Origin of the sequence: Flavobacterium tegetincola DSM 22377, assembly GCF_000425485.1 — a bacterium.
GTDB classification, from domain to species: domain Bacteria; phylum Bacteroidota; class Bacteroidia; order Flavobacteriales; family Flavobacteriaceae; genus Flavobacterium; species Flavobacterium tegetincola.
This window is the reverse complement of record NZ_AUDN01000027.1, coordinates 1-23,423: the sequence shown is the minus strand read 5'-3', so window position 1 is coordinate 23,423 and position 23,423 is coordinate 1. Positions and strand designations below refer to the sequence as shown.

Genomic DNA, 23,423 nt, shown 5'->3' with positions numbered 1-23,423 from the left:
AAGGTAGAGTATGAGTATTATTGACGATTTAAAATTACAATACCGAACCGGTGGCATTGCACAGCAACTCATTTTTTGGAATGTGGGGTTATTTGCTATCCCTGCTATTTTCTTTGGATTATTGACTTTGTTCGGTATAAATATAGATTATCTTTACTATGTTACTTTGGATTCTTTGCCGTCTTCCTTGGCTTGGAAACCATGGTCCATCATTACGTACGCTGTTTTTCATTCGGGAATTTTTCATTTGTTCTTTAACATGATTGTGTTGCACTTTTCTACTCGTTTATTTATCACCTACTTTAATCAAAAGCAATTGTTGGGTTTGTATATTTTAGGTGGAATATTCGCTGGATTTGTGTACCTATTAAGCTACTTGGTGTTACCGATTTTTCAAAATACAAGTTCTACATTGGTAGGTGCGTCAGGTTCCATAATGGCTATTTTATTTGCTGCTGTAACGTATAATCCACACATGGAAATTAGGTTGATGTTAGTGGGTAGAGTTAAGTTATGGCACATCGCTGTAGTGGTCATTGCACTGGATTTAATTCAATTACCAAGTACAAACGCAGGTGGACATTTGGCACATTTAGGTGGTGCTTTTTTTGGTTATCTTTTTGTCTCATTACTTCGTAAAGGAACTGATTTAACAGATGGAGTTACAAAAATTATTAATTTCTTCGCTAATAAAGTTCAATCTAAAAAGCAAAGTACGCCATTCAAGAAAGTGCATAAAAATTATAATCCTACTCCAACTTTTACAGAAAGTAGAATTGTAAAAAAGGATAAGACACAACAGCAAATAGACGAAATACTGGATAAGATCAGTGCTTCCGGATACGACAGTTTGAGTAAAGAGGAGAAAGACTTCTTATTTCGAGCCGGAAAATAAAACAGAAATCAGAAAGCTATGCGTAAATTATCGTGGTTTAATAAAACAATGTTTTTCCTTAATATAGTCTTGACTGTATTGACGATAGCAGGTTATGTTTTGCCATTTTTAGCGCCAAAGACCTTCCCATTACTTTCGGTTTTGACTTTGTTTTTGCCCATGATGTTGATTATAAATGTTCTGTTTTTTATCTATTGGGGCATTCAGTTTAAAAGACAAATACTACTATCTGGTCTGGTTCTTTTGTTGGGAATTACGTTTATCAACAAGTTTTACAGATTTTCAAGTAGTGCATTTGAGGAAGATAAAACGGATCTAAAAGTGATGAGTTACAATGTGCGGTTATTCAATAAGTTTGAATGGTCGGATAAAAGAACGGTTCCGATAGAGATATCGGACTTTGTAAAATCGAAAGATCCCGACATTCTTTGCATCCAAGAATTCTCCAATGCACCCGATTTTGATTACTCCAAATTTCCGTACCAATACATTCTTTCAAAAGGGAATAAAATTAAAACGGGTCAAGCTATTTTTTCTAAGTTTAAGATCGTAAATTCAGGAGAGATTATTTTTCCAAACTCTAATAACAACGTTATTTTTGCTGATCTCAAGCGCGAAAAAGATACGGTTCGAGTATACAACATGCATTTGCAATCCATAAAAATCACACCCGATGTAAATGAGCTTAACGATGACATTCAAGGTATAAGTCAAAAGAAATCGGAGCGAATGTTAAAGCGAATGAGTACCGCTTTCAAAGTACAACAACAACAAGCAGAAATTCTACACGAACATAAAAGTAAATCCCACTATCCGATAATTATATGTGGTGATATGAATAACAGTGCGTTTTCATACGTATATCGGGTCATTCGCGGCGATTTACAAGACAGTTTTGCAGCCGCAGGAAATGGATTTGGAAAGAGTTACGACTTTAAATATTACCCCGCTCGAATTGACTATATCTTTGTCGACAAGCGTTTCGAGGTTAAATATTTTGATAATTTTCCTGAAATTGTAGATTCGGATCACTTTCCAATTTTGACCGTTTTAGGTCCAGCAGATTTAGAGTAGTGCTAATTGTTGTGCTTTTAGGTAGCTTTTCGCATGCCTTCCCTCATTAAATAATACGTCCAAGACACTTAAATTAGTGATGAATTCATATTTTTCTTCAAAAACTTGGGGATAGGATTCAAATATAGATGTATCTTTTTTCCCGTTCACTAAATGTCGAAAATCCGTATAATTTGTTTCTTTCATAAATTCGGAAGTATGTTGTGTTTCCAATTGCAAGCCCAAACATTTAGAGATAATTTCAATAGTTTGCAAATTAAGATCCATTAAAAAGGTGTGTTTCTTTTCAAAGATAGGTCGGATATCATCTTCAAAAAACTCAAAGAATGGTGAATTTCTATAAGCAGCTTCCAGTGATTTAAAATGTTGTTTTTGCCAGTCAAATGAAGTTTCCAACTGAATGTCTCTCGTTTTTTGATGAGCTGCATTTGTATGTTTTACCGGAATATTAAGCATTTGCAACCCGTTTGGGCTGTAAATGTACATTCGATTGCGGTTGGTCTGTTTCTGAAAATTATCTTCCATTTCAAAAATGATTTTGTCTGCATTTGCCATTGCCACAAAATGACTCATAGAAGGAAAGTAGGTAGGGTGTAATAAAACTTCCATATTTAAAGGATAAAAAAAAACACAAAACAGAACTGATTCCGCTTTGTGTTTCTGTTAGTTGTAAAATAGTCTTAAGCAGATTTTTGTCTCTTTTTCTTTAGAAAAAATGTGATTCCAAAGTAAGCGGCTAATGCAATTAAGAAAAACTTAAAGTATGAATACGGTTGTCCTTCGCCTCCAACAGTTGTAAACAAACGTTCCCAACGAATCTTATCTATAGCTTTACTCCAAGGTATATTTTGGTCTAAACTCAACCATATAAGTACTGGTTTTCCCACGATGTGATCAGCTGGAACAAAACCCCAATAACGCGAATCTTCTGAGCGGTGGCGATTGTCTCCCATCATCCAGTAATAATTTTGCTTAAAGGTGTATGTGGTAGCTGCTTGACCGTTTATTAAAATTTGGTTGCCATTTACCTGCAAATCATTGCCTTCGTATACTTCTATAATTCTTTTATATAAAGGTATATTTTCAGCCGTTAATGTCACTTGCTTTCCTTCTTCAGGAATATAAATTGGACCAAAATTATCGATAGACCATTCACTTGTTTGAGGGAAAACGCTTTTTTCTTTTGAATTTATAACTTTTGAAACGGAGATAACACGAGGATCCGCTGCAATTTTATTTTTCATTTCCTCAGTCATGTTGATTTCTCCTGCCAACTGAGAATAATTCATTCCGAGTTTTGTGAAATCCTCTTGTGTAATGGTACCGTGAACGACTACCATGCTGCTGTCACGCGTTACTTCAGATAAATAAGTAGTGCTTTTTCCGTTAGTCAAATACTCTTTAACTTCAGGTTTGTCCCAAATTGTTCGCGAAATGGCGTAATAAGGCAAATATTCATTTAATTTATTTTCCTCTAAAACGGCTCCATACACTGGCTCTTTAAAAATTACTCGGTAATGAAATTGTGGTCTTGCCCGTTCTGGTAGAACCAATAATTTTCCATCAATGTAGATTGCTCCGTCTTTTATGGACAAATTATCTCCAGGAATTCCAACACAACGTTTTACGTAGTTTGATTTTTTATCAATAGGTTTTAAAACTCCTTTTCGATCTGAGCGGTCAAAAAATTGGTATACCGTATCTACTGGCCAGTTGAAGACTACAATGTCATTTCTTTTAATATCTTGCAATCCTGGGAATCTAAAATACGGAAGTTGAGGCCATTTGGTATAGGATTTTACGCCTACAAAGGGTAAGGTATCATGGACCATTGGAGCAGCAACTGTAGTCATTGGTGTTCTAGCTCCATAATGAAATTTACTTACAAAAAGAAAGTCACCTACTAACAAAGATTTTTCTAAAGAGGAAGTGGGAATTGTAAACGGTTGCATTACATAAGTATGAACCAAAGTAGCTACAACTATTGCAAACAATAATGAACTAACTGTATCTCCTGCTTGACTTGTAGAGTGTAAACTTCGATTTTGAATGTACGTTACATCTTGCGTATAATTAACGTAAAAAATGTAAAACCCTAAGGTTACCAAAACTAAAATGGTATCCAAAGTTGTGTTTTTTCCAAAACTCCGAATCGTTTCTACCCAAACCACAGGAATCATAATCAAATTGATTACGGGGATAAAAAGTAAAATAGTCCACCAAGTCGGTCGGTTGATGATCTTCATCAAAACAATCGCATTGTAAATTGGCACAGCAGCTTCCCAAGGTTTTCTACCCGCTTTTTGATATAATTTCCAAGTAGCTAAGTAGTGAATAACTTGTAGAGCTAAAAAGAAAATGAACCATTGAAGTATTGTCATAATATATTTTTTTATTGCGTTTTCTAATTGGTAGAAAAAGTAAAATTTTTGTTACAAAAGCAGCCGTTAATTTGGTGCTAATTTATTTTAAATTCAAAACATCTTTCATACTGAAGACACCTTTTTTGCCGAAAATCCATTCGGCAGCAACTACAGCTCCTAAAGCAAAACCCTCTCGGCTGTGTGCTTCGTGCTTAATTTGTATAGTATCAATTTCAGATTGGTACGAAATAATATGCGTTCCAGATACATTTGGAATGCGTTCGGCCTTAATTACTAGTTCGTCCACATTTTTAGCTTCGTCCAAAGCCCAACTCGAATAATCAGAATTATGTATAATTTGGTCTGCCAGAGTTATTGCTGTGCCACTTGGAGCATCTAATTTCTGAGTGTGATGAATTTCCTCTATAGAAGTGGTGTACTGCGTGAATTGAGACATCATTCTTGCCAAATAATCATTCAATTCAAAGAAGATGTTTACTCCTAAACTAAAATTAGATGCGTAGATAAAAGCACCTTTCCTTTCGTCGCAAAGCTTGGTCATTTGTGGATACTGTTCCAGCCAACCTGTTGTTCCCGAAATTACAGGAATTCCATGGTTAAAACAGGCAGAAATATTACCGACTGCAGCATCGGGAATACTGAAATCAATGGCGACATCAGCTTTTTCTAGACCCTCAAAGGAAGCAGTTCTGGATTTTTTTAAGACAATTTCATGTCCGCGTTCAATAGCGATGCGCTCAATAACTTGTCCCATTTTCCCATAACCTAAAAGTGCTATTTTCATAGAAATTTATTGTAAATCGTTAAAAACGATACGTCATTGTTAAACCTAAATTTTGCTGTTGACTGAAATCACTAGGGTAAATTTCAGGACGAAAAGATAAATCATCACTAACATTAAATTGTTTTAGATGGGCGTCAACATTAGCATCCACAATATTTAAAACATACAATCCGATGGTTACGATCAGCGATAAATCACGATTTCGTTGAAAAGTACGTTGTGCACTAATTAGAGTAGCATCATTATATTGTCCTTTAAACTCATCATCCAGTCCCTTTAATCGTTGCTTATAGGCATCGCGGTACCGGTGGTATTCTGAGTTATTGGTCGAGTAAAAGTAAATTCCTGTTCCAATAGCACCATAAACTATTGGAATTTTCCAATAGCGTTTGTTATAGGCTTGACCCAAACCAGGAACGATGGCAGAATAAAACGCCGCTCGTGCAGGAGCAAGTGGATTGATGGAAGTTTTAACTATTGAATCCGCAACAATTTGTAAATCATTTGATTGTACTTGTGCATAAGTTGCGGAAATACCGAAACTTAAGATGAAAAATAATATGAATGATATCGCTTTCACTAATTTTCAATTAATTTAAGGATGCGTTTAAAATCCTCTTCTGAATGAAACGGAATGGTTATTTTACCTTTTCCATTACCAGCTACTTTAACGTCTACTTTAGTTCCAAAATAAGAAGTAATCGCTTTCTTGTCAGTTTCTTCTAATTCAAAACCGGTCGTTTTAGCTTTTGTAGCCGCCTTAGGCTTTAAGCTTTCTTGGTGATTTTTAACTAAAGTTTCGGTTTCACGAACGGATAAGTTTTCGCTTAGAATTTTTTGGTAAATATCGGTTTGAATGTCTAAATCTTCAATACTAATAATTGCACGTCCGTGTCCCATGGATATAAAACCATCGCGTATTCCAGTTTGAATAATTGGATCTAACTTTAATAATCGAAGGTAATTGGTGATGGTTGAACGCTTTTTTCCCACGCGATCACTCATTTGCTCTTGGGTCAACTGAATTTCGTCAATCAATCTCTGGTAGGAAAGTGCAATTTCAATGGGATCTAAATCGTGACGCTGGATGTTTTCCACCAAGGCCATAATAAGCGACTCGTTATCGTTTGCAATTCGAATATAGGCGGGAACTACTTTTAAACCGGCTAATTTTGAAGCACGCAAACGACGCTCTCCAGAAATCAGTTGGAATTTATTGAATTCCATCTTACGAACGGTAATAGGTTGAATAACACCTAGTTCTTTAATGGAAATTGCCAATTCGCGCAACGACTCTTCGTTGAAATTACTTCTTGGCTGAAACGGATTGATTTCTATGGCATCCAATTCCAACTCAATAATGTTACCTACAACTTTATCTGCATTTTTATCTTCAACCGATTTAATATCGTTCTCCGGATCTTTTAATAATGCGGATAAACCGCGTCCTAGTGCTTGTTTTTTTATCGCTTTTGCCATGAAATGAACTACGTATTTTTCTTAATGATTTCGTTTGCCAAACTTAAATAATTGGCTGCTCCTTTACTAGTAGCATCAAAGTTAATGATGCTTTCGCCAAAACTTGGTGCTTCACTTAACTTTACATTTCGCTGAATGATGGTGTCAAAAACCATATCATTAAAGTGTTTTTGAACCTCTTCCACCACTTGATTTGATAGTCGCAAACGAGAATCAAACATCGTAAGTAATAAACCTTCAATGTCTAAATCTGGATTATGGATTTTCTGTACACTTTTAATAGTATTCAATAATTTTCCTAAACCTTCTAAAGCAAAATATTCACACTGAATTGGAATCACAACAGAATCTGCCGCTGTCAATGCGTTTAATGTTAGCAAACCTAATGATGGCGCACAATCAATGATGATGTAATCATATTCCTCTTTGATGGACGCCAAAGCTTCCTTCAACATGTACTCGCGATTTTCTTTGTCTACCAATTCAATTTCTATGGCAACAAGATCAATATGGGCGGGTATGATATCCACATTGGGTGCCGAACAGGTGATGATCGCTTCTCTTGGTGTATGACTGTGTTCGATTATTTGATACGTTCCAATTTCAATGGTTTCAATATCAATTCCCAAACCCGAACTCGCATTGGCTTGAGGATCAGCATCAATAAGTAGTACTTTTTTCTCTAAAACACCCAAAGACGCTGCTAAATTGACTGATGTTGTTGTTTTTCCAACACCGCCTTTTTGATTGGCAATCGCTATTATTTTACCCATTTATAGTATAGAATTTTGAAGCGTAAAAATACGATTATTTATGGTTTTAAGAAATCTATTTATCAACAAAAGGCCAAGCGCCATTTTAGTACTCATATTGACAGCAATGGCTCTTTTTTAGTACATCTCACAGAAAAAACGCTTCTATTTGTTTTTCTTTGCTTTGATCATCGCTTCGAGTTGGTCCCACATTTCCTCTGGAATTGCTTCTAGTAAATTGAATTGACCAGCACCTTTGAGCCATTCCCCACCGTCAATAGTGACCACTTCACCATTAATGTAAGCTGAAAAATCAGAGACTAAATAGGCGGCGAGATTGGCTAATTCTTGATGATCGCCTACTCTTTTCAACGGAACCTTTTTGGCCATGTCAAATTTCTCAGCTAAATCGCCAGGAAGCAATCGGTCCCAAGCTCCCTTAGTTGGAAACGGACCTGGAGCAATTGCGTTGGAACGAATGCCGTATTTTGCCCATTCTACAGCCAAACTTCTGGTCATGGCAAGAACTCCCGCTTTTGCAGTTGCACTTGGAACCACATATGCAGAACCCGTCCACGCATAGGTAGTAACGATGTTAAGTATCGTAGAGCTTTCTTGTTTGCTGTCAATCCAATGTTTTCCAAATGCCAATGTGCAATTTTTAGAGCCTTTTAAAACGATGTCTATAATAGTGTCAAATGCATTTGCCGAAAGGCGTTCCGTTGGCGCTATAAAATTTCCAGCTGCGTTATTGAGTAAAACATCCACTTTCCCAAATTTCTTTAGAGTTTCCGCTAGCATGGATTCTACTTGGTCGTAAAAACGAACGTCGCATTGAAGTGGCAAACAGACTCCGCCCGTCTCCTCTTCTAGTTCGGCAGCCGTTTTTTGTAATTTTTCTAAATCACGAGAGGTGATGGCTACTTTAGCACCTAATTCCATAAAATATCTCGTCATTGCTTTGCCCAAGCCGCTACCGCCGCCTGTTACTACAATTACTTTATCTGATAACGCGTCATCGCGAAGCATTTTTTTTGTAAAATCCATAGTGTTGATTTGAGTTTTGTACTTAAGAATGTTTAAAAATACTTTATTTTCAGATTTTAAAGGTACTCTATGCTTTAAATCTGCATGTATAAGTATTTGATTGGGAAATTTAAGCAAATTATCGTAAAAGAAATGCTAATGCTACCGTAATTTTCTCTCAAAAATTGTAAATTACCAGAGAAGTACAACTACCTTTGTTGCAATAATTTTAAAACCTAAAAACATGAAAACATTGTTTTATATCGCATGTTGCTTTTTTAGCATGCAAATTGCTTTAGCACAGGAAATTACTGTTGATTCGGTAGCAATTAAAACTACAAATGTGGCTGCTCAGCAAAAATTGGAAAAAGAACAACAGAAACTGCAGAAAGAGCAGGAGAAAGCCGTTAAATCTGCAGAAAAAGCGCAGAAAAAAGCAGAGAAAGCACAACGTTCTGCAGAGAAAGAGTTGAAAAAAGCTCAAAAAGCAGCGGCTAAGAAAGCTAGTTTGGAAAAAGATGTCAAAAAAGCTAAGGATAATGTAGCCAAAGAGCAAAAGAATTTGATCAAAAGTCAAGATAAGTACGAAAAGCTGAAAAGAAAAGGCAAACTCACTGATAAGGACGAACTAAAATGGAGCGAAAAGATGCTCGATCATCAGAGTAAAGCGTTAAAATTGAATGAAAAATTAGATAAAGCAGAGCAGAAATTACGAAAATTGTAATAAAAAACCATCCCGATTGTCAGCAATCGGGATTTTTTTTGCAATATTTGTACTGTTTAAAATTGTCCTACAAATGATTGGTATCTTTTACTGATTGTTAATGCTGAGAAAGTTAGGGCGTACGATAATTAATTTCATATATATGCCGAGTAACTTTACTTCTTTGCCTCACAAAATTCTACTAGCAATTTGGATTCTCATTGCTGTTGCACCTTCATTTGCGCAAACTAAAAAAATAGACAGTTTACTTATTGTCTTGGCTGCGCAAAAATCAGAAGTTGCTAAAATTCCTACTTTACGGTTGCTTTCGCAATCGTTGACTGCCGTTGATCCAGATAAAAAATATGTGTATGCTAAGCAAATGTACAATATTGCAGTAAAACATAATATTGACTCCATTATTCCGCTGGCGTACTTAGATATGGCAATGGTTCACGGTATTAAAACCAATTATGATAGTTCAATGTATTATTTTAGCAAGGGGCTAACCATGGCTAAAGATTTGGGCGTGGAAAGTGAAGAAGCGCGTGCTTACGTAGGAATCGGCTATACATTTGACCGACTTGACGATCCGAAATCTGCAATTAAAAACTATGAATTGGCACTTAAAATTTTTAAGAAAACCAATAATAAAAGAGGGCTAAATCAAACTTACATTAATTTAGGTTCTTTATATTTTGATTTATTTGAGTATAAAATTGCAGAATCCTATTTTTTGCAAGCCTTAAAAAGTTATCAAAAAATGAATGACCAAGCTGGAATTGCATACGGATATTTTATCTTAGGCAATTCAAGCCGCGAATTGGATAAAGATGAGGAAGCTTATGAATTTTACAGTAAAAGTTTAGCAATTCGTGAAAAATTAGGCGATGTTAACGGTATTGCATTGGCCAATTATGGTTTGGGTGAATTGTATTTGAAAAAAGGCAAATTGGATGAGGCAAAAAAAGTATTGGAAATTGCAATTGCCAATAATCAAGCCTTAAATAATAAGTACCAAGAGACCATCTCACTTAACACGCTTACAAACGTGTTATTGAAGCAAAATGATATTGCCGCTGCAAAGCAAAATGCAGAGTCGGCCTATAAAAAAGCAATGGAATTAAAATCTTGGGGTATTACGGCTGTATCCTTAGAGCGACTGGTGTTTATTGAAAAGGAATTGGGTAATTATAAAAAAGCTTTTGATTATCAAACAGAATTAGGCGTGACTAATGACAGTCTAAATCGTGAAAAAGTTAAGAAGGATTTTATATATGCGGATTTTAAACGACTTCGTAACGAAAATAACTCCTTAGAAAGCATCAATCAAGTTATTACTGATAAAAATCTAGAATACAAAAAAGCCATTTACATCATCTCACTTCTACTCTTAATAGTGGTAATATTATTGGTGCTTTACTTTCGTAAAATTCAGCAAAAAAATCGTGTCAATCAGGTTTTAGAATCGCAGAAAAAGGAGATAAGTACAATTATTAATGAGTTGGAAAACCTTAATGAAGAACTAGTGGTTCAAAATGAATTGATTACAAGTCAAAAGCTGGATTTAGAACGCATCAATTCCGTAAAAAATAAATTTTTCTCCGTAGTTTCTCATGATTTGCGCAGCCCAATTGCAACGCTTAAAATGCTTTTTAACACCTATTTTAGCGGTCAATTAACGAAAGATCAAATGGATGATTTACTAAAAAAATTGCAGAAGTCTACATATGATACCGCAGATTTTCTAGATAATTTATTAGAATGGTCTAAAAGTCAGTTGGAAGGAATGATGGTAAATGCTGAATCGTTCCAGATTCAACCCATGTTAAGCAGGACATTGGAAATCCTGAGTCCGCAACTCCTTGAAAAACAGTTGTTGGTATACAATAATTTAGACCATACGGCTTACGCTTTTGCGGACAAAAATATGATTAATGTGGTATTGAGGAATTTAATGTGCAACAGTATAAAGTTTTGTGCAGCTGGAGATACCATAACTGTAAATTTCAAAACAACGGCACAATCGGTTTTAATTTCCATAGAAGATACAGGAATTGGAATTACACCTGAAGATCAACTTAAAATTTTTCAATTAGACCATTCTACGAGCCAAGGGACATCGGGTGAGCAAGGCCATCACATCGGACTTGTTTTATGCAAGGATATGGTGGAGCAAAATAAAGGTAAAATTTGGTTTGAAAGTACTCTAGGTGTTGGTACTACGTTCTATATTGAAATACCAAAAGCTGATTTCTAATTTTATTGTTTTTAATCTGAAGCATCTTTATTGGTTTAAAATGTAAATCGAATTACTTTAAAAAAGAAACTGAAGCATGAACTATTGATGTAGCAAAATGCAGTTAGTAAATTAAAAAGGCGCTGCAAACTTTTCTACATAGCAGATCAGTTATTTAACGATGTTCTGAAGCTTCACTAATAGATTTTGAATGAAGGTTATTTTTTTCTAACGTTATTGAAAATTAAAGTTTTGTTTTAACAATGAGATTTTCGATAAAAAAGAATAACTAAATCTTATCTTTGTAAATAAAAATAATTCCTATTATTATGAAAAAAATAATTCTATTCTCACTTTTATTTGCAGCCGTACAATTTTCGCAAGCACAAGCTTATGAAGGTAAAGGCGACTTAAAATTTCAAGTGGGTTTAAATTTACAAGACAGTGGTACTGGAATCACGTCTACGCTGGATTTTGGATTAGGCGAGAACATGTCTTTTGGATTTTTGGCAACTTACGTTTTAAATGTGAATGATCGTCCTGGTTACGCTGCTAGTTTTGAAGATCGTGCAGATGTAAAAGTACGATTTAATGCCAACATTGGAAATGTATTGGGATTGCCATCTAAAGTAGATGTATATCCTGGATTGGATTTAGGAACACGAAATTTTGGTGGACATTTGGGTGTTAGATATTTCTTTACTGATGGTTTTGGCTTATATGCAGAGGCTTCAGCACCGCTAGCACGCTATGATCAAAATGTTACGGGTTTTGAGCATTTCAACAACCAATTTATGTTTCATTTTGGTGCATCGTTTAATTTGTAAATTACATTTGGATTCGACAGCTATTTATAAAAAAATCACCACAAGGTGATTTTTTTTGCATAGTGATACTAATCGTTCCAAAGATCTTCCCCAATATTTGTCACTCCGCAGGAGTCTATTATTTCGAGATACAAAACAAAAAAGAAGTTTAGTTTCCAAATGGGTAACTAAACTTCTTTTTATATAAAACTAAATATTCAATTATCTACTTTTCGTTTGTACAATAAACTTCATCGGAACACAACAATTTAAACGGATAACTAAAAACTGAACACTGGAAACTACTCCTTAAATCCATCAATCAAAACATCCAATATTTTAATTGCTGCTTCACTAATTTTAGTACCAGGACCAAAAACAGCAACCGCACCGGCATCAAACAAATACTGGTAATCTTGAGCAGGAATCACACCACCTACGATAACCATAATATCTTCGCGACCGTATTTCTTTAATTCCTCAATCACTTGCGGCACCAATGTTTTGTGTCCAGCCGCTAAAGAAGAAACGCCTAAAATATGCACATCATTCTCCACAGCTTGTTTGGCAGCTTCGGCAGGTGTTTGAAAAAGCGGACCTATATCTACGTCAAAACCTACATCGGCATAACCTGTGGCAACTACTTTTGCTCCACGGTCGTGACCGTCTTGACCCATTTTGGCAATCATAATTCGAGGGCGTCTGCCTTCTAATTCGGCAAATTCATTTGCTTTTTGTTTCGCCAATTCAAAACTTTCGTTGTTCTTGATTTCTTTACTATACACGCCACTAAACGATTTAATTTGTGCTTTATATCTTCCGAAAACAGTTTCTAATGCATCACTAATTTCGCCCAGTGTTGCTCGGTTTCGTGCTGCAATAACGGCTAATTCTAATAAGTTTCCTTCACCCGTTTTGGCACAAGCCGTAAGTGCTTCGAGGTTTTGTTTCACCGCCTCATTATCGCGAGAAGCTTTAATCGAAGCCAAACTTTCCAGTTGTTGCTTGCGAACCATTTGGTTGTCTACATCTAGGATATGCAACGGGTCTTCCTTTGCTAGTCGGTATTGGTTAATCCCAACAATCACATCTTGATTGCTGTCTATTCGCGCTTGCTTTCTAGCCGCTGCTTCTTCAATACGCAACTTCGGAATCCCTGATTCGATGGCTTTGGTCATTCCGCCCAACTCTTCCACTTCTTCGATGAGTTTCCAAGCACTTTGCGCAATTTCGTGCGTCAATTGTTCCACATAATAACTGCCAGCCCAAGGGTCTACGGTCTTGGTTATTTTGGTTTCTTCTTGTAAATATATTTGGGTATTTCTAGCAATTCGAGCAGAGAAATCGGTAGGTAAAGCAATCGCTTCGTCCAAGGCATTGGTATGCAAAGATTGCGTTCCGCCAAAAGCTGCCGCTGCCGCTTCAATAGTGGTTCGCGCTACATTATTAAAAGGGTCTTGTTCCGTTAAACTCCACCCCGAAGTTTGACAATGCGTTCGCAAAGCCAATGATTTCTCGTCTTTCGGGTTGAATTGCTTTACAATTTTTGCCCAAAGCATTCTACCGGCTCTCATCTTGGCAATTTCCATGAAATGATTCATTCCAATAGCCCAGAAAAAGGAAAGTCGCGGTGCAAATTCATCTATTTTCATTCCTGTTGCTAGACCTGTTCGGATGTATTCCAAACCGTCTGCTAACGTGTAAGCCAATTCAATATCGGCAGTAGCACCTGCTTCTTGCATGTGGTACCCTGAAATAGATATCGAATTGAATTTAGGCATGTTCTTGCTCGTATATTCAAAAATATCTGCAATGATTTTCATCGATGGAGCAGGCGGGTAGATGTAGGTATTCCGAACCATAAACTCCTTCAAGATGTCATTCTGAATCGTTCCCGAAAGTAATTTATGAGCCACACCTTGTTCTTCAGCAGCTACGATATAAAACGCCATAATAGGTAAAACCGCACCGTTCATCGTCATAGAAACCGACATTTCATCCAGCGGAATTTGGTCAAACAAAACCTTCATATCTTCCACAGAGTCAATGGCAACACCTGCTTTTCCTACATCACCTACCACACGTTCGTGGTCGGAATCATAACCTCTGTGTGTTGGTAAATCAAAAGCAATGGACAATCCTTTTTGCCCTGCGGCTAAATTTCTACGGTAAAAAGCATTACTTTCTTGAGCCGTTGAAAATCCCGCGTATTGCCTAATCGTCCAAGGACGACGCACAAACATCGTGGAGTAAGGACCACGTAAATTAGGTGCAATTCCAGCTGCAAAACCTACGTGTTCTAAATTTTCAGCGTCGTCTTTAGTGTAATGTGATTTTACTTCTATGTTTTCAGCGGTAAGAAAAGAAGTAGGTTCAGTTGAATTGTATTCTTTTACAGACTGTTTTTTTAATGTGATATGTTGTATGTCTTTTCTCATATTTTTTTATTTAAAATCTGTTCGAATTCATCGACAGTAGGGATGCTTTTATAAAAGGCTGTTGGATTAAAAAAGTTTCTTTCAGTCCAACAGCCTGTTGGACTGAAAGATCACCATAAAAATTATAGAATCTTCTTATGTTGAATAAGTTAGTTCTAGAAAAACCAGAAGAAAATGGAAAATCAGATTTGATATCTTTAGCCAACTGATCGATAAAGTTGTTTCTACCGTCTAATAAAGATTGATTTTCAAAAATCATTTTACCAATATTCCAGTAAAGCAAGATCAGTTCTTTATTGACTGATAAAGCTGCTTTTTGTTGAGAACTAGCGATTTGCTTTTTTATCTCAATTACGAAATCTTGATATTCTGAAAAATGTAAATTCATTTGCTCATTATCTAAACGTTCTTTTTTAAAATTTTCAACTAGTCATTTTTTCTTCATTTCGATTTTAGAAAACTTTTCGATTTGGATTTTGACATTTGAAATTTCTTAATGTGATATGTTGTATGTCCTTTTTAAAATTATAGAATTAAAAGAGGTTAAGTTTGCTGTCTCTTGATATGTGGTAAATGGCTGTAATAACTACTAATTTTTCGTAAACAGTAAAGTGAATTAAATAAGGAAATGTATCAATCAATAATGTTCTAACATCAGCATACCGAATTTGAAAGTGTAGTGGATTCTCTTTTAGTAATGCTAAACTTTTCTTGAAGGATAAATTAAATTTCTTCGCTAATTCAGGATTAATATCTTTGTACCACTCCAATGACTTTCTATAGTCAGCTTTGGCTTCGTCAACGATTACAATTTTATAAATCATTATCGATTTCCTTCAAAAAATCATCAATGTCGGTAACATTTTCAGGGTTTTTATGGTATCGCTTACTCCGCTCTGCAACTTGGTCCATCTGCCATTGCGGAATAGTATAGTCATCATCTTTTTTTGATAATATAATGACTTCCACTTCCTCATCGCTGAAATTTTCAGGTAAAGTGATGCTGATTTTATTGTTTTTAACTTTTACTATTTGTCTAATCGCTTCCATAGTTATTTTTTGCTAAAGTTATAACTTATTCATTATCCAAACGTTCTTTCTCGATTTTTTCAGCCAAACGTTTTTCAATGATTGGTGTAATCAATGTTTTTCGTGGTTTAGATTTCACAAAAGGAAACAACTCCAAGTCGTGACTCATTCGGTCGTCTTTATTGGGGTATTTGTTGGTTCCTAGTAAAACTTCCTTACCTGAATCAAATAAGTCTTGCTCTTTTGCAGCACTTTCTTGAATCTTCTTTTGAATTGTTCCTTCGATTAATTGTGTGATAAAACCACCGGCAGCTTCAATTTCTTTGAAAAGCAGTAAAGCTTTCTCTGCCATTTGCTGGGTTAAGTTTTCAATATAATACGCTCCATCAGCAGGATTGTTGACTTTGTCAAAATAACTTTCATGTTTCAAAACCAAAAGTTGGTTGCGGGAAATACGGTCGCCAAATTCATTTTCCTTGTGGTACAAAACGTCGTAAGGCAAATTACTCACTGCATCGCTTTCTCCTAAAATAGCACTCATGCATTCCGTAGTGGTACGAAGCATGTTTACATTATAATCGTAAAGTGTTTTATTTCTCTTGGAAGGCGTTGTTAAGATATGGAATTTCAGGTCTGGGTTAAATTCTCCAGCAATAGATTCAAGTACCAATCTCAACGCACGTATTTTTGCAATTTCAAAAAAGTAATGCGAACCTACGGCTACTTCTAAAACAACAGTACCTGATAATTCAGGAATACGGTTGAAATATTCCGTGGCGTGTGAAGCGATATAAGCAATTTGCTGCACCATTGTAGCACCAGCATTTTGATATAAAGTTCCGTCAATGGATAAGAAACTCACCGACGTACAAGTAGATTTGATTTCATTTAATAATTCAAAATCGGTGTTTAAATCGGTGAACCAATTTCCGTCTTTTGCCAATTGATGGATTGGGTCTAATTGAATATAAAAAGTAGCATTTCTTTTTTGGGCAATTTCATTCAGTTGTTGCACAAATTTTAAATCTAAAAACTCAAGGTTGAAATAAACAACGGTAGTTTCTAAAGGTAAAGAATCTAACAGACTATTTATATTAATAGTTTTGTCTTGAATGGTAAAACGCAAACTTTCGGCACCACGTTGTAAAGTTTCTAAACTCCGTTTTACTGATTTTTCTACATCAAAGACAAAGATGTTTTGACAAATCTTGAACGACTCGTTCTTATTGCTTGAGTACAAAGGAGTGGGTGTTTCGTCGGCATGATAAAAAGGTTTGATTTTAATTCCTTCTGGACTTTCCCACACCAAAGTTTCGTTATAGTCGGCACCTTTAAGGTCGTACTGAATTTGTTGTTTCCACTGTTTAGAACTTACTTGTTCAAAATCGTTAAAAAGTTGTTCTGCCATTTTATATTTCTTTTAATGCGGAATTAATATCAATTTCTATCTCTTAATCTTCTAATCTGTCCACCCTATTTCAGCGTATCTCCTTCGTATTCTATAATGTAAATGTCTTCATTGTCCTTCTTCATGTAGTACTTTTCTCGGGCATATTTCTCAATCTGGTGTGGATTTTTGAGTGTTTTAATATTTTTTTTATCCTTGTCAATTTCGTTTTGATAGTATTCTTTATTGGTTTCTAGTTCGTCAATTTCTTTATCTAAAAAGCGGTGATCCAGATAGGAATAGGTATCTAAGAAAACCATCCAAATAATGAAAAACACTAAAACTAAAAAATACTTGTTGCTCAAGAACTTGAGAACAGGGCTTTTATCGGTCAGTTTTTTAAGCGGATTTTTCATAGTGTAACGGAATTGCATAGCCCAGATAAAAGTGGAAATCCTTTATGTCCCGGTGTTCGGGACGTAAAGATTGAAACGGATAGCTGGAAATAGCTCCAAATAAATTTGAGTATAAAAATAGGGATTTTTTTATAAAATACGTTGGTTTATTACCGCTCTAACTACATCAATTGCAACTGTATTGTATTTGTCATTTGGGATAATGATATCGGCAAATGCTTTTGTAGGCTCAATAAATTGCTCGTGCATGGGTTTCAGCGTATGTTGATAACGGTTTAAAACCTCAGTCATATCGCGTCCACGTTCAGCAATATCACGTTTTAAACGTCTGATCAAACGTTCGTCTGAGTCGGCGTGCACGTAAATTTTTATGTCAAACATATCGCGTAATTCGGGATTGGCAAGAATTAAAATACCTTCCACAATCATTACTTTTCGCGGATGTGTGCTGATGGTATCTTCGGTTCTGTTGTGTGTTACAAAAGAATAAACGGGTTGATTGATGGTGTTTCCCTCCTTTAAATCTTTTAAATGTACGCGTAATAAATCAAAATCTATGGCTCTTGGATGATCAAAATTGATCAATGCACGTTCATCAAAGGATAGGTTATTGTTTTCCTTATAATAGGAGTCTTGCGAAATAATTCCTACCTCGGCTTGTGGAAGTTCGTTCATGATTTGTTGTACGACGGTTGTTTTTCCGCTTCCTGTTCCTCCAGCAATTCCGATAATCAGCATAATTTTTTCATTAAGTTTTACGGTGCAAAAATAGAAAATTTATAGGGACGATTTTTTGTTTCTAATTAAAAGTTTTCAGGAGATTCAGATTGATAGCATCATGATCTAAAGCTGTATTTTACTCCATTGAAATTTTTAATGATACAATTTGGTGCTTTTATTTTAACATTGAAAAGTAAAATTAAAACGTAAATTTGTCCAAAATTAAATAAAATGATAAAAAAGTACTTATTGATATGGAGCATCTTATGCAGTTTTGCAGGATGGAGTCAAGTTATTGTAATTAATGAAATAGACTCGGATACGCCATCGATTGATAATTTAGAATTTGTAGAGTTAAAAACGCAAGCACCATACGTTTCGTTAGACGGTTATGTTTTGGTTTGCTTTAATGGAAATCCCAATTCAGGTTTTGCTACATCTTTAAAGAGTTACTACACCATGAGTTTAGATGGTTTGATTACGGATGCTAATGGAATAGTGTTAATTGGTTCCAATGATGTGTCTCCTTATCCTGCACGGACTTTTGGCGATAATTTACTACAAAATGGTGCTGATGCTGTTGCTATTTATTCCGGTACATTTGAAGATTTTCCGGATGGAACACTGGCTACAACTACAAATTTAGTGCATGCACTAGCGTATGATACTTCTGATGCAGATGCTGTTGAACTGATGGCGCTTCTAGGATTAACGGTGCAATACAATGAAAATGAAAATGGTCTGCAAACAACGGAATCGATTCAGAGAAAGAATGATGGAACGTATGAAACCAAATTTCCAACCCCAGGTGTGCCAAATGATGGAACTGGAATTGTATTTAACGGTATTACCATTTCTGTTCCAGCATCGCAGTATGATGAAGGAGCAGTAATTCCGATAACTTTTACAACTCAGAATCCAGTTGCTACAGATTTAAACTTTTCCTTTTCCTTAAATAACGGGAGTTTTAATACAGCTGATTTTACTGGGAATTTGTCTGTGTTTATAGCGCAAGGACAAACTACATTTACTACAGCTATCACAATATTAGACGATGCGATTGATGAAGGAGATGAGGTAATGAAGATCAAATTTGGCACCTTGCCAAGCGGTTTTGTTCGTATGAACGACAATTTAAAGGTTGAAATTATTGACAATGATTATTTTGTTGCAGCTTATGGAACACCATTAAATCCGACGTTTGGCATAGTAAACTCTACGGCTCCATCTGGATATTATGCTTCTTTGGAGGGAAAGTCAGGCACGATTTTAAGACAAGCTATCCAAGATATTATTGCAAATCCGGCGGTAGTTCATGCACATAATTATGGTGATATCAATACGATTTTGCAAACGGCAGATCAAAATCCACTCAACGGAAATGAAGTATGGTTGATGTATAAAGAAATTCCTCGTTCAAAATTGCTTATTCAAACTACAGGTAATGGAGTAGGGAAGTGGAACAGAGAACATATTTATCCTCAATCTCGAGGCGGATATGCCAATGGAACTTCGGAAGTGCCGGACGGAATTAATATTTGGGAAGCTACAAGTGCCGACGTTTTGGTGCACGGTCATGCGGATGCACATCATTTACGTGCTGAAGATGCTACCGAAAATAGTTCGCGTAACAACAGGGATTTTGGATTGGATGATTACAATGGTTTTACAGGAAATGCAGGAAGTTGGAAAGGTGATGTAGCTCGAGCAGTTTTCTATATGAGTATTCGTTATAATGGTTTGGACGTAGTCAATGGCAATCCGGCAGATTCCACGGTGGGACAGTTGGGAGATTTAGCGACTTTACTAACTTGGAATACGCAAGATCCAGCAGATGATTTTGAAATGAATCGCAATAATTATATTTACACTTGGCAAGTCAATCGGAACCCATTTATTGATTATCCGGAATTGGCCAGTTATATTTGGGGTGCAAATTCAGGTCAGACTTGGTTTTCGAGTCTTTCAAATGCAAGTAATGTAGCTTTAGAACTTGTGGTTTATCCCAATCCAGCGTCCAACTATTTTATCATTTCTGGGAAAGAGATGAACGGGAACTTAGAATTGGTTAATATGGCAGGCCAAGTGGTTTTGCAAACGGAATTTGGTACGAATCAAAAAATCAACATTGATTTGCCTACGGGAATTTATTTTGCTAAAATCAGTAGTAGCGAAAGCGTTGTAGTAAAGAAATTGATGGTGAAGTAGTACAGACGCTAGAGTAGGTGCGTAATTTATACTTTAGTACTTAAAGTTGAACTAAAATTACCATGAAATAATATAATGTGTTTGCAAGGACATTCAGATGATATTCAAAGGTTATAATATTGATAACTTAATTGTAAAGAAAATGGGGCTTAGTGCCCCATTTTTTATGTCGATAGTTTTTTAAAAAGCTATATCATCAGTATTTATGTATAACTACTATTATTTCATTTCCTTAAGAAAACGAATTAAATCTTTTGGTTCCGCTCTATTGCGATAATCTATATCTAAAAAAGCATATTTAATAATTTTGTCTTGACCTATAATATAAGTAGCAGCCAGAGGAAGTTCTGCATTTTTATTGCCATTGTATGAACTCAAACCAAAAGAAGCTTCATAGCTTGCCGCTACATCGTCTGTTAATTTAAAAACCACATTGTATTTTCTGGCAACTGTATTGTCCAAATCGCTCAGTACTTCAAATTCAAGTTCGTTCTTTTCCTTTGTTGAAATCGAATTATCCGGAACTTCGGGCGTTAGTGCTAATAAACTTGCACCATTTTTTTTAAAATCGGGCAATGCCTTTTGCATATGATGGAGCGTCATGTTGCAATAAGGACACCATCCGCCGCGGTACCACATTAGGATTACGGTACCATTTTTTAATGCATCATATAATGTGATGTTTTTCCCGGCTGCATTTTTAAGCGTAAAATTAACGGCAATATCGCCTACCTGCAATGCGTTTTTAATGAGGTCACTTTCTGCTAAAGCTTGAAGTCCTTCTGCATAAATTTTCTTCTTGTCTTCAGGAGCTTTCTTTTCAAAATCCGTTTTACGATTGTTTAATTCTTCCTGCAGTGGCCGTTGAGCCTGATCTGTGTGTTCTGTCTTCATAGTGGTTGCTGTTTTATTGGTTTCTATTAGTTATATTTTTATAACGTGAAATGCGCAATTTAAGTTGATTTGCCAAGCAAACTCAGATGTTTAATCACGTTGAGATCAGCAAAATTAAAGATGTTAATATACTTAGTAGAATGTTTTTGGTTTATTTAACTTTAGGAAGAATTGAAGGTATTTAAATGCTTTCTTTCTTTAGCGTAAATAGAGGTGCTTGTCAAGAATCAATTACTTATTAAAATAGATTTTTGAAGTTTTATCTGAAACTTAAATTTTTCGTGATAGATATGAAAGCTGATGAGGTCGTCTCTATTGAAGGTTGTACAAGAAATAATGATAAAGTATCCTACAGTAAAATTTATGGCTTCGATACCTATTTAGGTTCAACTAAAGTTTTATACTTTAAAATAGATCTTTTAGAGGTTGATATTAGTTTGCTGGAAGTCGGGTGTGATTTGGCTAATGTCATCTTGTTGTAGCTTGTGATTTGGAATTGTGGAATAGAGGTTGATTTAAGTAGTTGGTTGTAAGGTATTAAGAATATATCCCGTTTTAAGTTTCAGTCTTTTAAGATTTGAATGGGAAATTGTTTAGTGCCGTTCAATGAGTGATGAATTAAGATGCATTGTTATTTTTTTATTTGATGGCATTAGTTACTTTTGAATGTAAAATACATACCTATTATATATACTATGAAAAACAGTGTTCATTTGGAGAGGCAAATTCAACAAGTTGCTAGTTTTGAAGAATTAGTGAGCAATAAATTTGCTGGTACTATTAATGCGATGTGTTGGGATCGAATATTAGAGGGTGATTTTGCTGAAATTGTAAATAAGATTGAGTGTAATGATACTATTAAAATCATTCAAGTCGAAGAACTTTTAGATCTGGAACTAAGTGAAAAAGGTATAGTGGCGCGACAAGTGCTTTTAAACGACTTGAAAATGTTTGAAGAGTATGGAGCAGCTCCAGTCCTTAATATAATACAAAATTACGAGCGTGATAAAGAAGATACTTTTTTTACAACGGATGTATATTCTTTTCATGTAGACCGTGCAACAGTACCCACCGATACGTATCTATGTACTTATTATGGAGCAACGAGCGAAATAGTGTCAAATGAACAAGCAAAGCAAAAAATTTTAATTCCCGAGATTCGTTCCGAGCTAAAAAGTCTTTATCAGGAGGAGGAAGGCCAAGAATTTGAAGGCTTTCTGAGTGAATACTTTTTTGATTTGCATTACAAATTGATTGATGATGCTTGTGTGATGCAGTTTGATGTAGGACAAATTTGGAAATTAGCGATAGATTATCCAGAATGTCCTGTGCTGCCCTGCATCCACCGTGCACCCAAAGAAAAGTCCGGCGAAAAACGTTTGTTACTTATCTGTTGAATTATTGTTGCAGCGGCAAAAGGTGACAAGGTGGTAATGAATATCGACAAGACAATTGGCGGTACATGTAAAGGTGTAGTAGAGATGATGAGCGGTCAGATGCTCTTCTGGCATTTTAAGGTTAATTTTAAATAGTTTCAGACTGTAATTTGCATGTCTAGCTGTGATAAGGGATACTAAATCCAAACATTCATTTCAAATGTTCGTGCATTACGAAAAAAAAACGAAATGCAACCCGCACAAATAAAGCGACTTAAAAAATACTTTACAATTACTTTACAAAGCTGCTTGTTTAAGTGAAAAGAAGTGTTACTTTTGCACCCGCAACAACGGCGAAGTTCATATGAAATACTGGTTTTTATCAAAGCGAAGAGGGTTAGAAATAATCTAAAATAAATTTGCGGGATAAGAAAATAAGTATTAGTTTTGCACCCGCTAAGAGGCTAAGTTCATAAGAATAATGAGGATTAAGGTTTGGAGAAAATAAGCTTAAAAAATATTTTCAAAAAAGCTTGTCAGAGTTAAAAAAGAAGTTATCTTTGCACTCCGCAAGAGAATAAGTTCATTGAGAGATTGAGTAGGTTATGAGAAGAGAAATTAGGAACGAAAGTTTTTAAAAAAACTTCAAAAAAAGCTTGCCAGATTAAAACAAAGGATGTACTTTTGCACCCGCTTCGAGAAACACTAAAAGTGAGACACGAGACGAGAAACAAGAATGACACGTTCATAGACATATTGAATTGACAGCCGTCTTATCGCAAGATAAGACAAAGAAAAAAAGAGTAAGGTAAA

General features: G+C 35.5%; 23 protein-coding genes. 8 read left to right on the top strand and 15 right to left on the bottom strand.

Features of this window, described 5'->3' with window-relative positions:
- The first annotated feature begins 10 nt into the window (after positions 1-10).
- A complete protein-coding gene (locus H602_RS0108070; protein WP_026977559.1) occupies positions 11-895 on the top strand; it encodes a rhomboid family intramembrane serine protease in 885 nt (294 codons plus the stop codon).
- 18 nt (positions 896-913) lie between these two features.
- The gene (locus H602_RS0108065) at positions 914-1,969 is read left to right on the top strand and encodes an endonuclease/exonuclease/phosphatase family protein (RefSeq protein ID WP_026977558.1); all 1,056 of its coding nucleotides are present in this window, start codon (positions 914-916) and stop codon (positions 1,967-1,969) included.
- On the opposite strand, the gene H602_RS0108060 is transcribed toward H602_RS0108065, so the two are convergent.
- The 7 genes from H602_RS0108060 to H602_RS0108030 all read right to left on the bottom strand — a co-directional run bounded on the left by H602_RS0108060 (position 1,961) and on the right by H602_RS0108030 (position 8,415).
- A complete protein-coding gene (locus tag H602_RS0108060; protein ID WP_026977557.1) occupies positions 1,961-2,578 on the bottom strand; it encodes a WbqC family protein in 618 nt (205 codons plus the stop codon). The genes H602_RS0108065 and H602_RS0108060 overlap by 9 nt on opposite strands.
- A 71-nt stretch (positions 2,579-2,649) precedes the next feature.
- Positions 2,650-4,350 carry a signal peptidase I gene (lepB, locus tag H602_RS0108055; protein WP_026977556.1) on the bottom strand — a complete coding sequence of 567 codons (1,701 nt, stop codon included), beginning with the start codon at positions 4,348-4,350 and terminating at the stop codon, positions 2,650-2,652.
- An 82-nt stretch (positions 4,351-4,432) separates the two neighbouring features.
- The gene (gene dapB, locus H602_RS0108050; protein ID WP_026977555.1) at positions 4,433-5,137 is read right to left on the bottom strand and encodes a 4-hydroxy-tetrahydrodipicolinate reductase; all 705 of its coding nucleotides are present in this window, start codon (positions 5,135-5,137) and stop codon (positions 4,433-4,435) included.
- Positions 5,138-5,156: 19 nt separating this feature from the next.
- Positions 5,157-5,717, bottom strand: coding sequence for a DUF5683 domain-containing protein (locus H602_RS0108045; RefSeq protein WP_084404225.1), 561 nt, complete (start codon positions 5,715-5,717; stop codon positions 5,157-5,159).
- Positions 5,717-6,616 (bottom strand): ParB/RepB/Spo0J family partition protein, encoded by a 900-nt coding sequence (locus H602_RS0108040; RefSeq protein WP_026977553.1) that lies wholly within the window; start codon positions 6,614-6,616, stop codon positions 5,717-5,719. The genes H602_RS0108045 and H602_RS0108040 overlap by 1 nt, the downstream gene beginning before the upstream one ends.
- Before the next feature lie 8 nt (positions 6,617-6,624).
- Positions 6,625-7,389 (bottom strand): ParA family protein, encoded by a 765-nt coding sequence (locus tag H602_RS0108035; protein WP_026977552.1) that lies wholly within the window; start codon positions 7,387-7,389, stop codon positions 6,625-6,627.
- A gap of 144 nt (positions 7,390-7,533) precedes the next feature.
- On the bottom strand, positions 7,534-8,415 hold the full coding sequence (locus H602_RS0108030; RefSeq protein WP_026977551.1) for an SDR family oxidoreductase: 882 nt from the start codon (positions 8,413-8,415) through the stop codon (positions 7,534-7,536).
- Positions 8,416-8,638: 223 nt separating this feature from the next.
- Between H602_RS0108030 and H602_RS18405 the strand changes: the two genes are divergently transcribed.
- The 3 genes from H602_RS18405 (at position 8,639) to H602_RS0108015 (ending at position 12,163) form a co-directional block, all read left to right on the top strand.
- Positions 8,639-9,118, top strand: coding sequence for a hypothetical protein (locus H602_RS18405; RefSeq protein ID WP_157504978.1), 480 nt, complete (start codon positions 8,639-8,641; stop codon positions 9,116-9,118).
- 142 nt (positions 9,119-9,260) lie between these two features.
- The gene (locus tag H602_RS0108020) at positions 9,261-11,357 is read left to right on the top strand and encodes a tetratricopeptide repeat-containing sensor histidine kinase (protein ID WP_026977550.1); all 2,097 of its coding nucleotides are present in this window, start codon (positions 9,261-9,263) and stop codon (positions 11,355-11,357) included.
- Between the two features lie 308 nt (positions 11,358-11,665).
- On the top strand, positions 11,666-12,163 hold the full coding sequence (locus H602_RS0108015) for a DUF6646 family protein (protein WP_026977549.1): 498 nt from the start codon (positions 11,666-11,668) through the stop codon (positions 12,161-12,163).
- A 281-nt stretch (positions 12,164-12,444) separates the two neighbouring features.
- Here H602_RS0108015 and scpA read toward each other — a convergent pair whose 3' ends face one another.
- From scpA to udk, 7 genes are all read right to left on the bottom strand, one after another.
- On the bottom strand, positions 12,445-14,580 hold the full coding sequence (scpA, locus tag H602_RS0108010) for a methylmalonyl-CoA mutase (RefSeq protein ID WP_026977548.1): 2,136 nt from the start codon (positions 14,578-14,580) through the stop codon (positions 12,445-12,447).
- A 10-nt stretch (positions 14,581-14,590) separates the two neighbouring features.
- On the bottom strand, positions 14,591-14,968 hold the full coding sequence (locus H602_RS0108005; RefSeq protein ID WP_026977547.1) for a DUF1016 N-terminal domain-containing protein: 378 nt from the start codon (positions 14,966-14,968) through the stop codon (positions 14,591-14,593).
- A gap of 145 nt (positions 14,969-15,113) precedes the next feature.
- The gene (locus H602_RS0108000) at positions 15,114-15,404 is read right to left on the bottom strand and encodes a type II toxin-antitoxin system RelE/ParE family toxin (RefSeq protein WP_026977546.1); all 291 of its coding nucleotides are present in this window, start codon (positions 15,402-15,404) and stop codon (positions 15,114-15,116) included.
- Positions 15,394-15,630, bottom strand: a complete 237-nt coding sequence (locus H602_RS0107995; protein WP_026977545.1) for a hypothetical protein — start codon at positions 15,628-15,630, stop codon at positions 15,394-15,396. The genes H602_RS0108000 and H602_RS0107995 overlap by 11 nt, the downstream gene beginning before the upstream one ends.
- A 25-nt stretch (positions 15,631-15,655) precedes the next feature.
- The gene (locus H602_RS0107990) at positions 15,656-17,017 is read right to left on the bottom strand and encodes a methylmalonyl-CoA mutase subunit beta (protein ID WP_026977544.1); all 1,362 of its coding nucleotides are present in this window, start codon (positions 17,015-17,017) and stop codon (positions 15,656-15,658) included.
- A 65-nt stretch (positions 17,018-17,082) separates the two neighbouring features.
- Entirely contained in the window at positions 17,083-17,412 is a 330-nt protein-coding gene (locus H602_RS0107985; protein ID WP_026977543.1) for an FtsB family cell division protein, read from the bottom strand.
- Positions 17,413-17,541: 129 nt separating this feature from the next.
- Complete coding sequence (udk, locus tag H602_RS0107980; RefSeq protein WP_026977542.1) at positions 17,542-18,150, bottom strand: uridine kinase; 609 nt, start codon at positions 18,148-18,150, stop codon at positions 17,542-17,544.
- Between the two features lie 213 nt (positions 18,151-18,363).
- On the opposite strand from udk, the gene H602_RS0107975 reads away from it, so the two are divergent.
- On the top strand, positions 18,364-20,340 hold the full coding sequence (locus H602_RS0107975) for an endonuclease (protein ID WP_026977541.1): 1,977 nt from the start codon (positions 18,364-18,366) through the stop codon (positions 20,338-20,340).
- A gap of 219 nt (positions 20,341-20,559) precedes the next feature.
- Here the strand turns inward: H602_RS0107975 and H602_RS0107970 are convergent, their stop codons facing one another.
- On the bottom strand, positions 20,560-21,234 hold the full coding sequence (locus H602_RS0107970; RefSeq protein ID WP_026977540.1) for a peroxiredoxin-like family protein: 675 nt from the start codon (positions 21,232-21,234) through the stop codon (positions 20,560-20,562).
- A 290-nt stretch (positions 21,235-21,524) separates the two neighbouring features.
- Between H602_RS0107970 and H602_RS20205 the strand changes: the two genes are divergently transcribed.
- Both H602_RS20205 and H602_RS0107960 read left to right on the top strand, forming a co-directional pair.
- Positions 21,525-21,716, top strand: coding sequence for a hypothetical protein (locus H602_RS20205; protein WP_026977539.1), 192 nt, complete (start codon positions 21,525-21,527; stop codon positions 21,714-21,716).
- A 213-nt stretch (positions 21,717-21,929) separates the two neighbouring features.
- Complete coding sequence (locus tag H602_RS0107960) at positions 21,930-22,631, top strand: hypothetical protein (RefSeq protein WP_026977538.1); 702 nt, start codon at positions 21,930-21,932, stop codon at positions 22,629-22,631.
- Positions 22,632-23,423: the final 792 nt, after the last annotated feature.

What these genes read in the sequence shown, in the direction of transcription:
- H602_RS0108065 (WP_026977558.1), top strand. Translation starts at nt 914, where the DNA reads ATGCGTAAATTATCGTGGTTTAATAAAACAATGTTTTTCCTTAATATA.
- H602_RS0107975 (WP_026977541.1), top strand. Translation starts at nt 18,364, where the DNA reads ATGATAAAAAAGTACTTATTGATATGGAGCATCTTATGCAGTTTTGCA.
- H602_RS0108020 (WP_026977550.1), top strand. Translation starts at nt 9,261, where the DNA reads ATGCCGAGTAACTTTACTTCTTTGCCTCACAAAATTCTACTAGCAATT.
- H602_RS20205 (WP_026977539.1), top strand. Translation starts at nt 21,525, where the DNA reads ATGAAAGCTGATGAGGTCGTCTCTATTGAAGGTTGTACAAGAAATAAT.
- dapB (WP_026977555.1), bottom strand. Translation starts at nt 5,137, where the DNA reads ATGAAAATAGCACTTTTAGGTTATGGGAAAATGGGACAAGTTATTGAG.
- lepB (WP_026977556.1), bottom strand. Translation starts at nt 4,350, where the DNA reads ATGACAATACTTCAATGGTTCATTTTCTTTTTAGCTCTACAAGTTATT.
- H602_RS0107960 (WP_026977538.1), top strand. Translation starts at nt 21,930, where the DNA reads ATGAAAAACAGTGTTCATTTGGAGAGGCAAATTCAACAAGTTGCTAGT.
- H602_RS0108035 (WP_026977552.1), bottom strand. Translation starts at nt 7,389, where the DNA reads ATGGGTAAAATAATAGCGATTGCCAATCAAAAAGGCGGTGTTGGAAAA.
- H602_RS0108030 (WP_026977551.1), bottom strand. Translation starts at nt 8,415, where the DNA reads ATGGATTTTACAAAAAAAATGCTTCGCGATGACGCGTTATCAGATAAA.
- H602_RS18405 (WP_157504978.1), top strand. Translation starts at nt 8,639, where the DNA reads ATGAAAACATTGTTTTATATCGCATGTTGCTTTTTTAGCATGCAAATT.
- scpA (WP_026977548.1), bottom strand. Translation starts at nt 14,580, where the DNA reads ATGAGAAAAGACATACAACATATCACATTAAAAAAACAGTCTGTAAAA.
- H602_RS0108015 (WP_026977549.1), top strand. Translation starts at nt 11,666, where the DNA reads ATGAAAAAAATAATTCTATTCTCACTTTTATTTGCAGCCGTACAATTT.
- H602_RS0108040 (WP_026977553.1), bottom strand. Translation starts at nt 6,616, where the DNA reads ATGGCAAAAGCGATAAAAAAACAAGCACTAGGACGCGGTTTATCCGCA.
- H602_RS0107985 (WP_026977543.1), bottom strand. Translation starts at nt 17,412, where the DNA reads ATGAAAAATCCGCTTAAAAAACTGACCGATAAAAGCCCTGTTCTCAAG.
- H602_RS0107995 (WP_026977545.1), bottom strand. Translation starts at nt 15,630, where the DNA reads ATGGAAGCGATTAGACAAATAGTAAAAGTTAAAAACAATAAAATCAGC.
- H602_RS0108060 (WP_026977557.1), bottom strand. Translation starts at nt 2,578, where the DNA reads ATGGAAGTTTTATTACACCCTACCTACTTTCCTTCTATGAGTCATTTT.
- H602_RS0107990 (WP_026977544.1), bottom strand. Translation starts at nt 17,017, where the DNA reads ATGGCAGAACAACTTTTTAACGATTTTGAACAAGTAAGTTCTAAACAG.
- H602_RS0107970 (WP_026977540.1), bottom strand. Translation starts at nt 21,234, where the DNA reads ATGAAGACAGAACACACAGATCAGGCTCAACGGCCACTGCAGGAAGAA.
- udk (WP_026977542.1), bottom strand. Translation starts at nt 18,150, where the DNA reads ATGCTGATTATCGGAATTGCTGGAGGAACAGGAAGCGGAAAAACAACC.
- H602_RS0108070 (WP_026977559.1), top strand. Translation starts at nt 11, where the DNA reads ATGAGTATTATTGACGATTTAAAATTACAATACCGAACCGGTGGCATT.
- H602_RS0108005 (WP_026977547.1), bottom strand. Translation starts at nt 14,968, where the DNA reads ATGAATTTACATTTTTCAGAATATCAAGATTTCGTAATTGAGATAAAA.
- H602_RS0108000 (WP_026977546.1), bottom strand. Translation starts at nt 15,404, where the DNA reads ATGATTTATAAAATTGTAATCGTTGACGAAGCCAAAGCTGACTATAGA.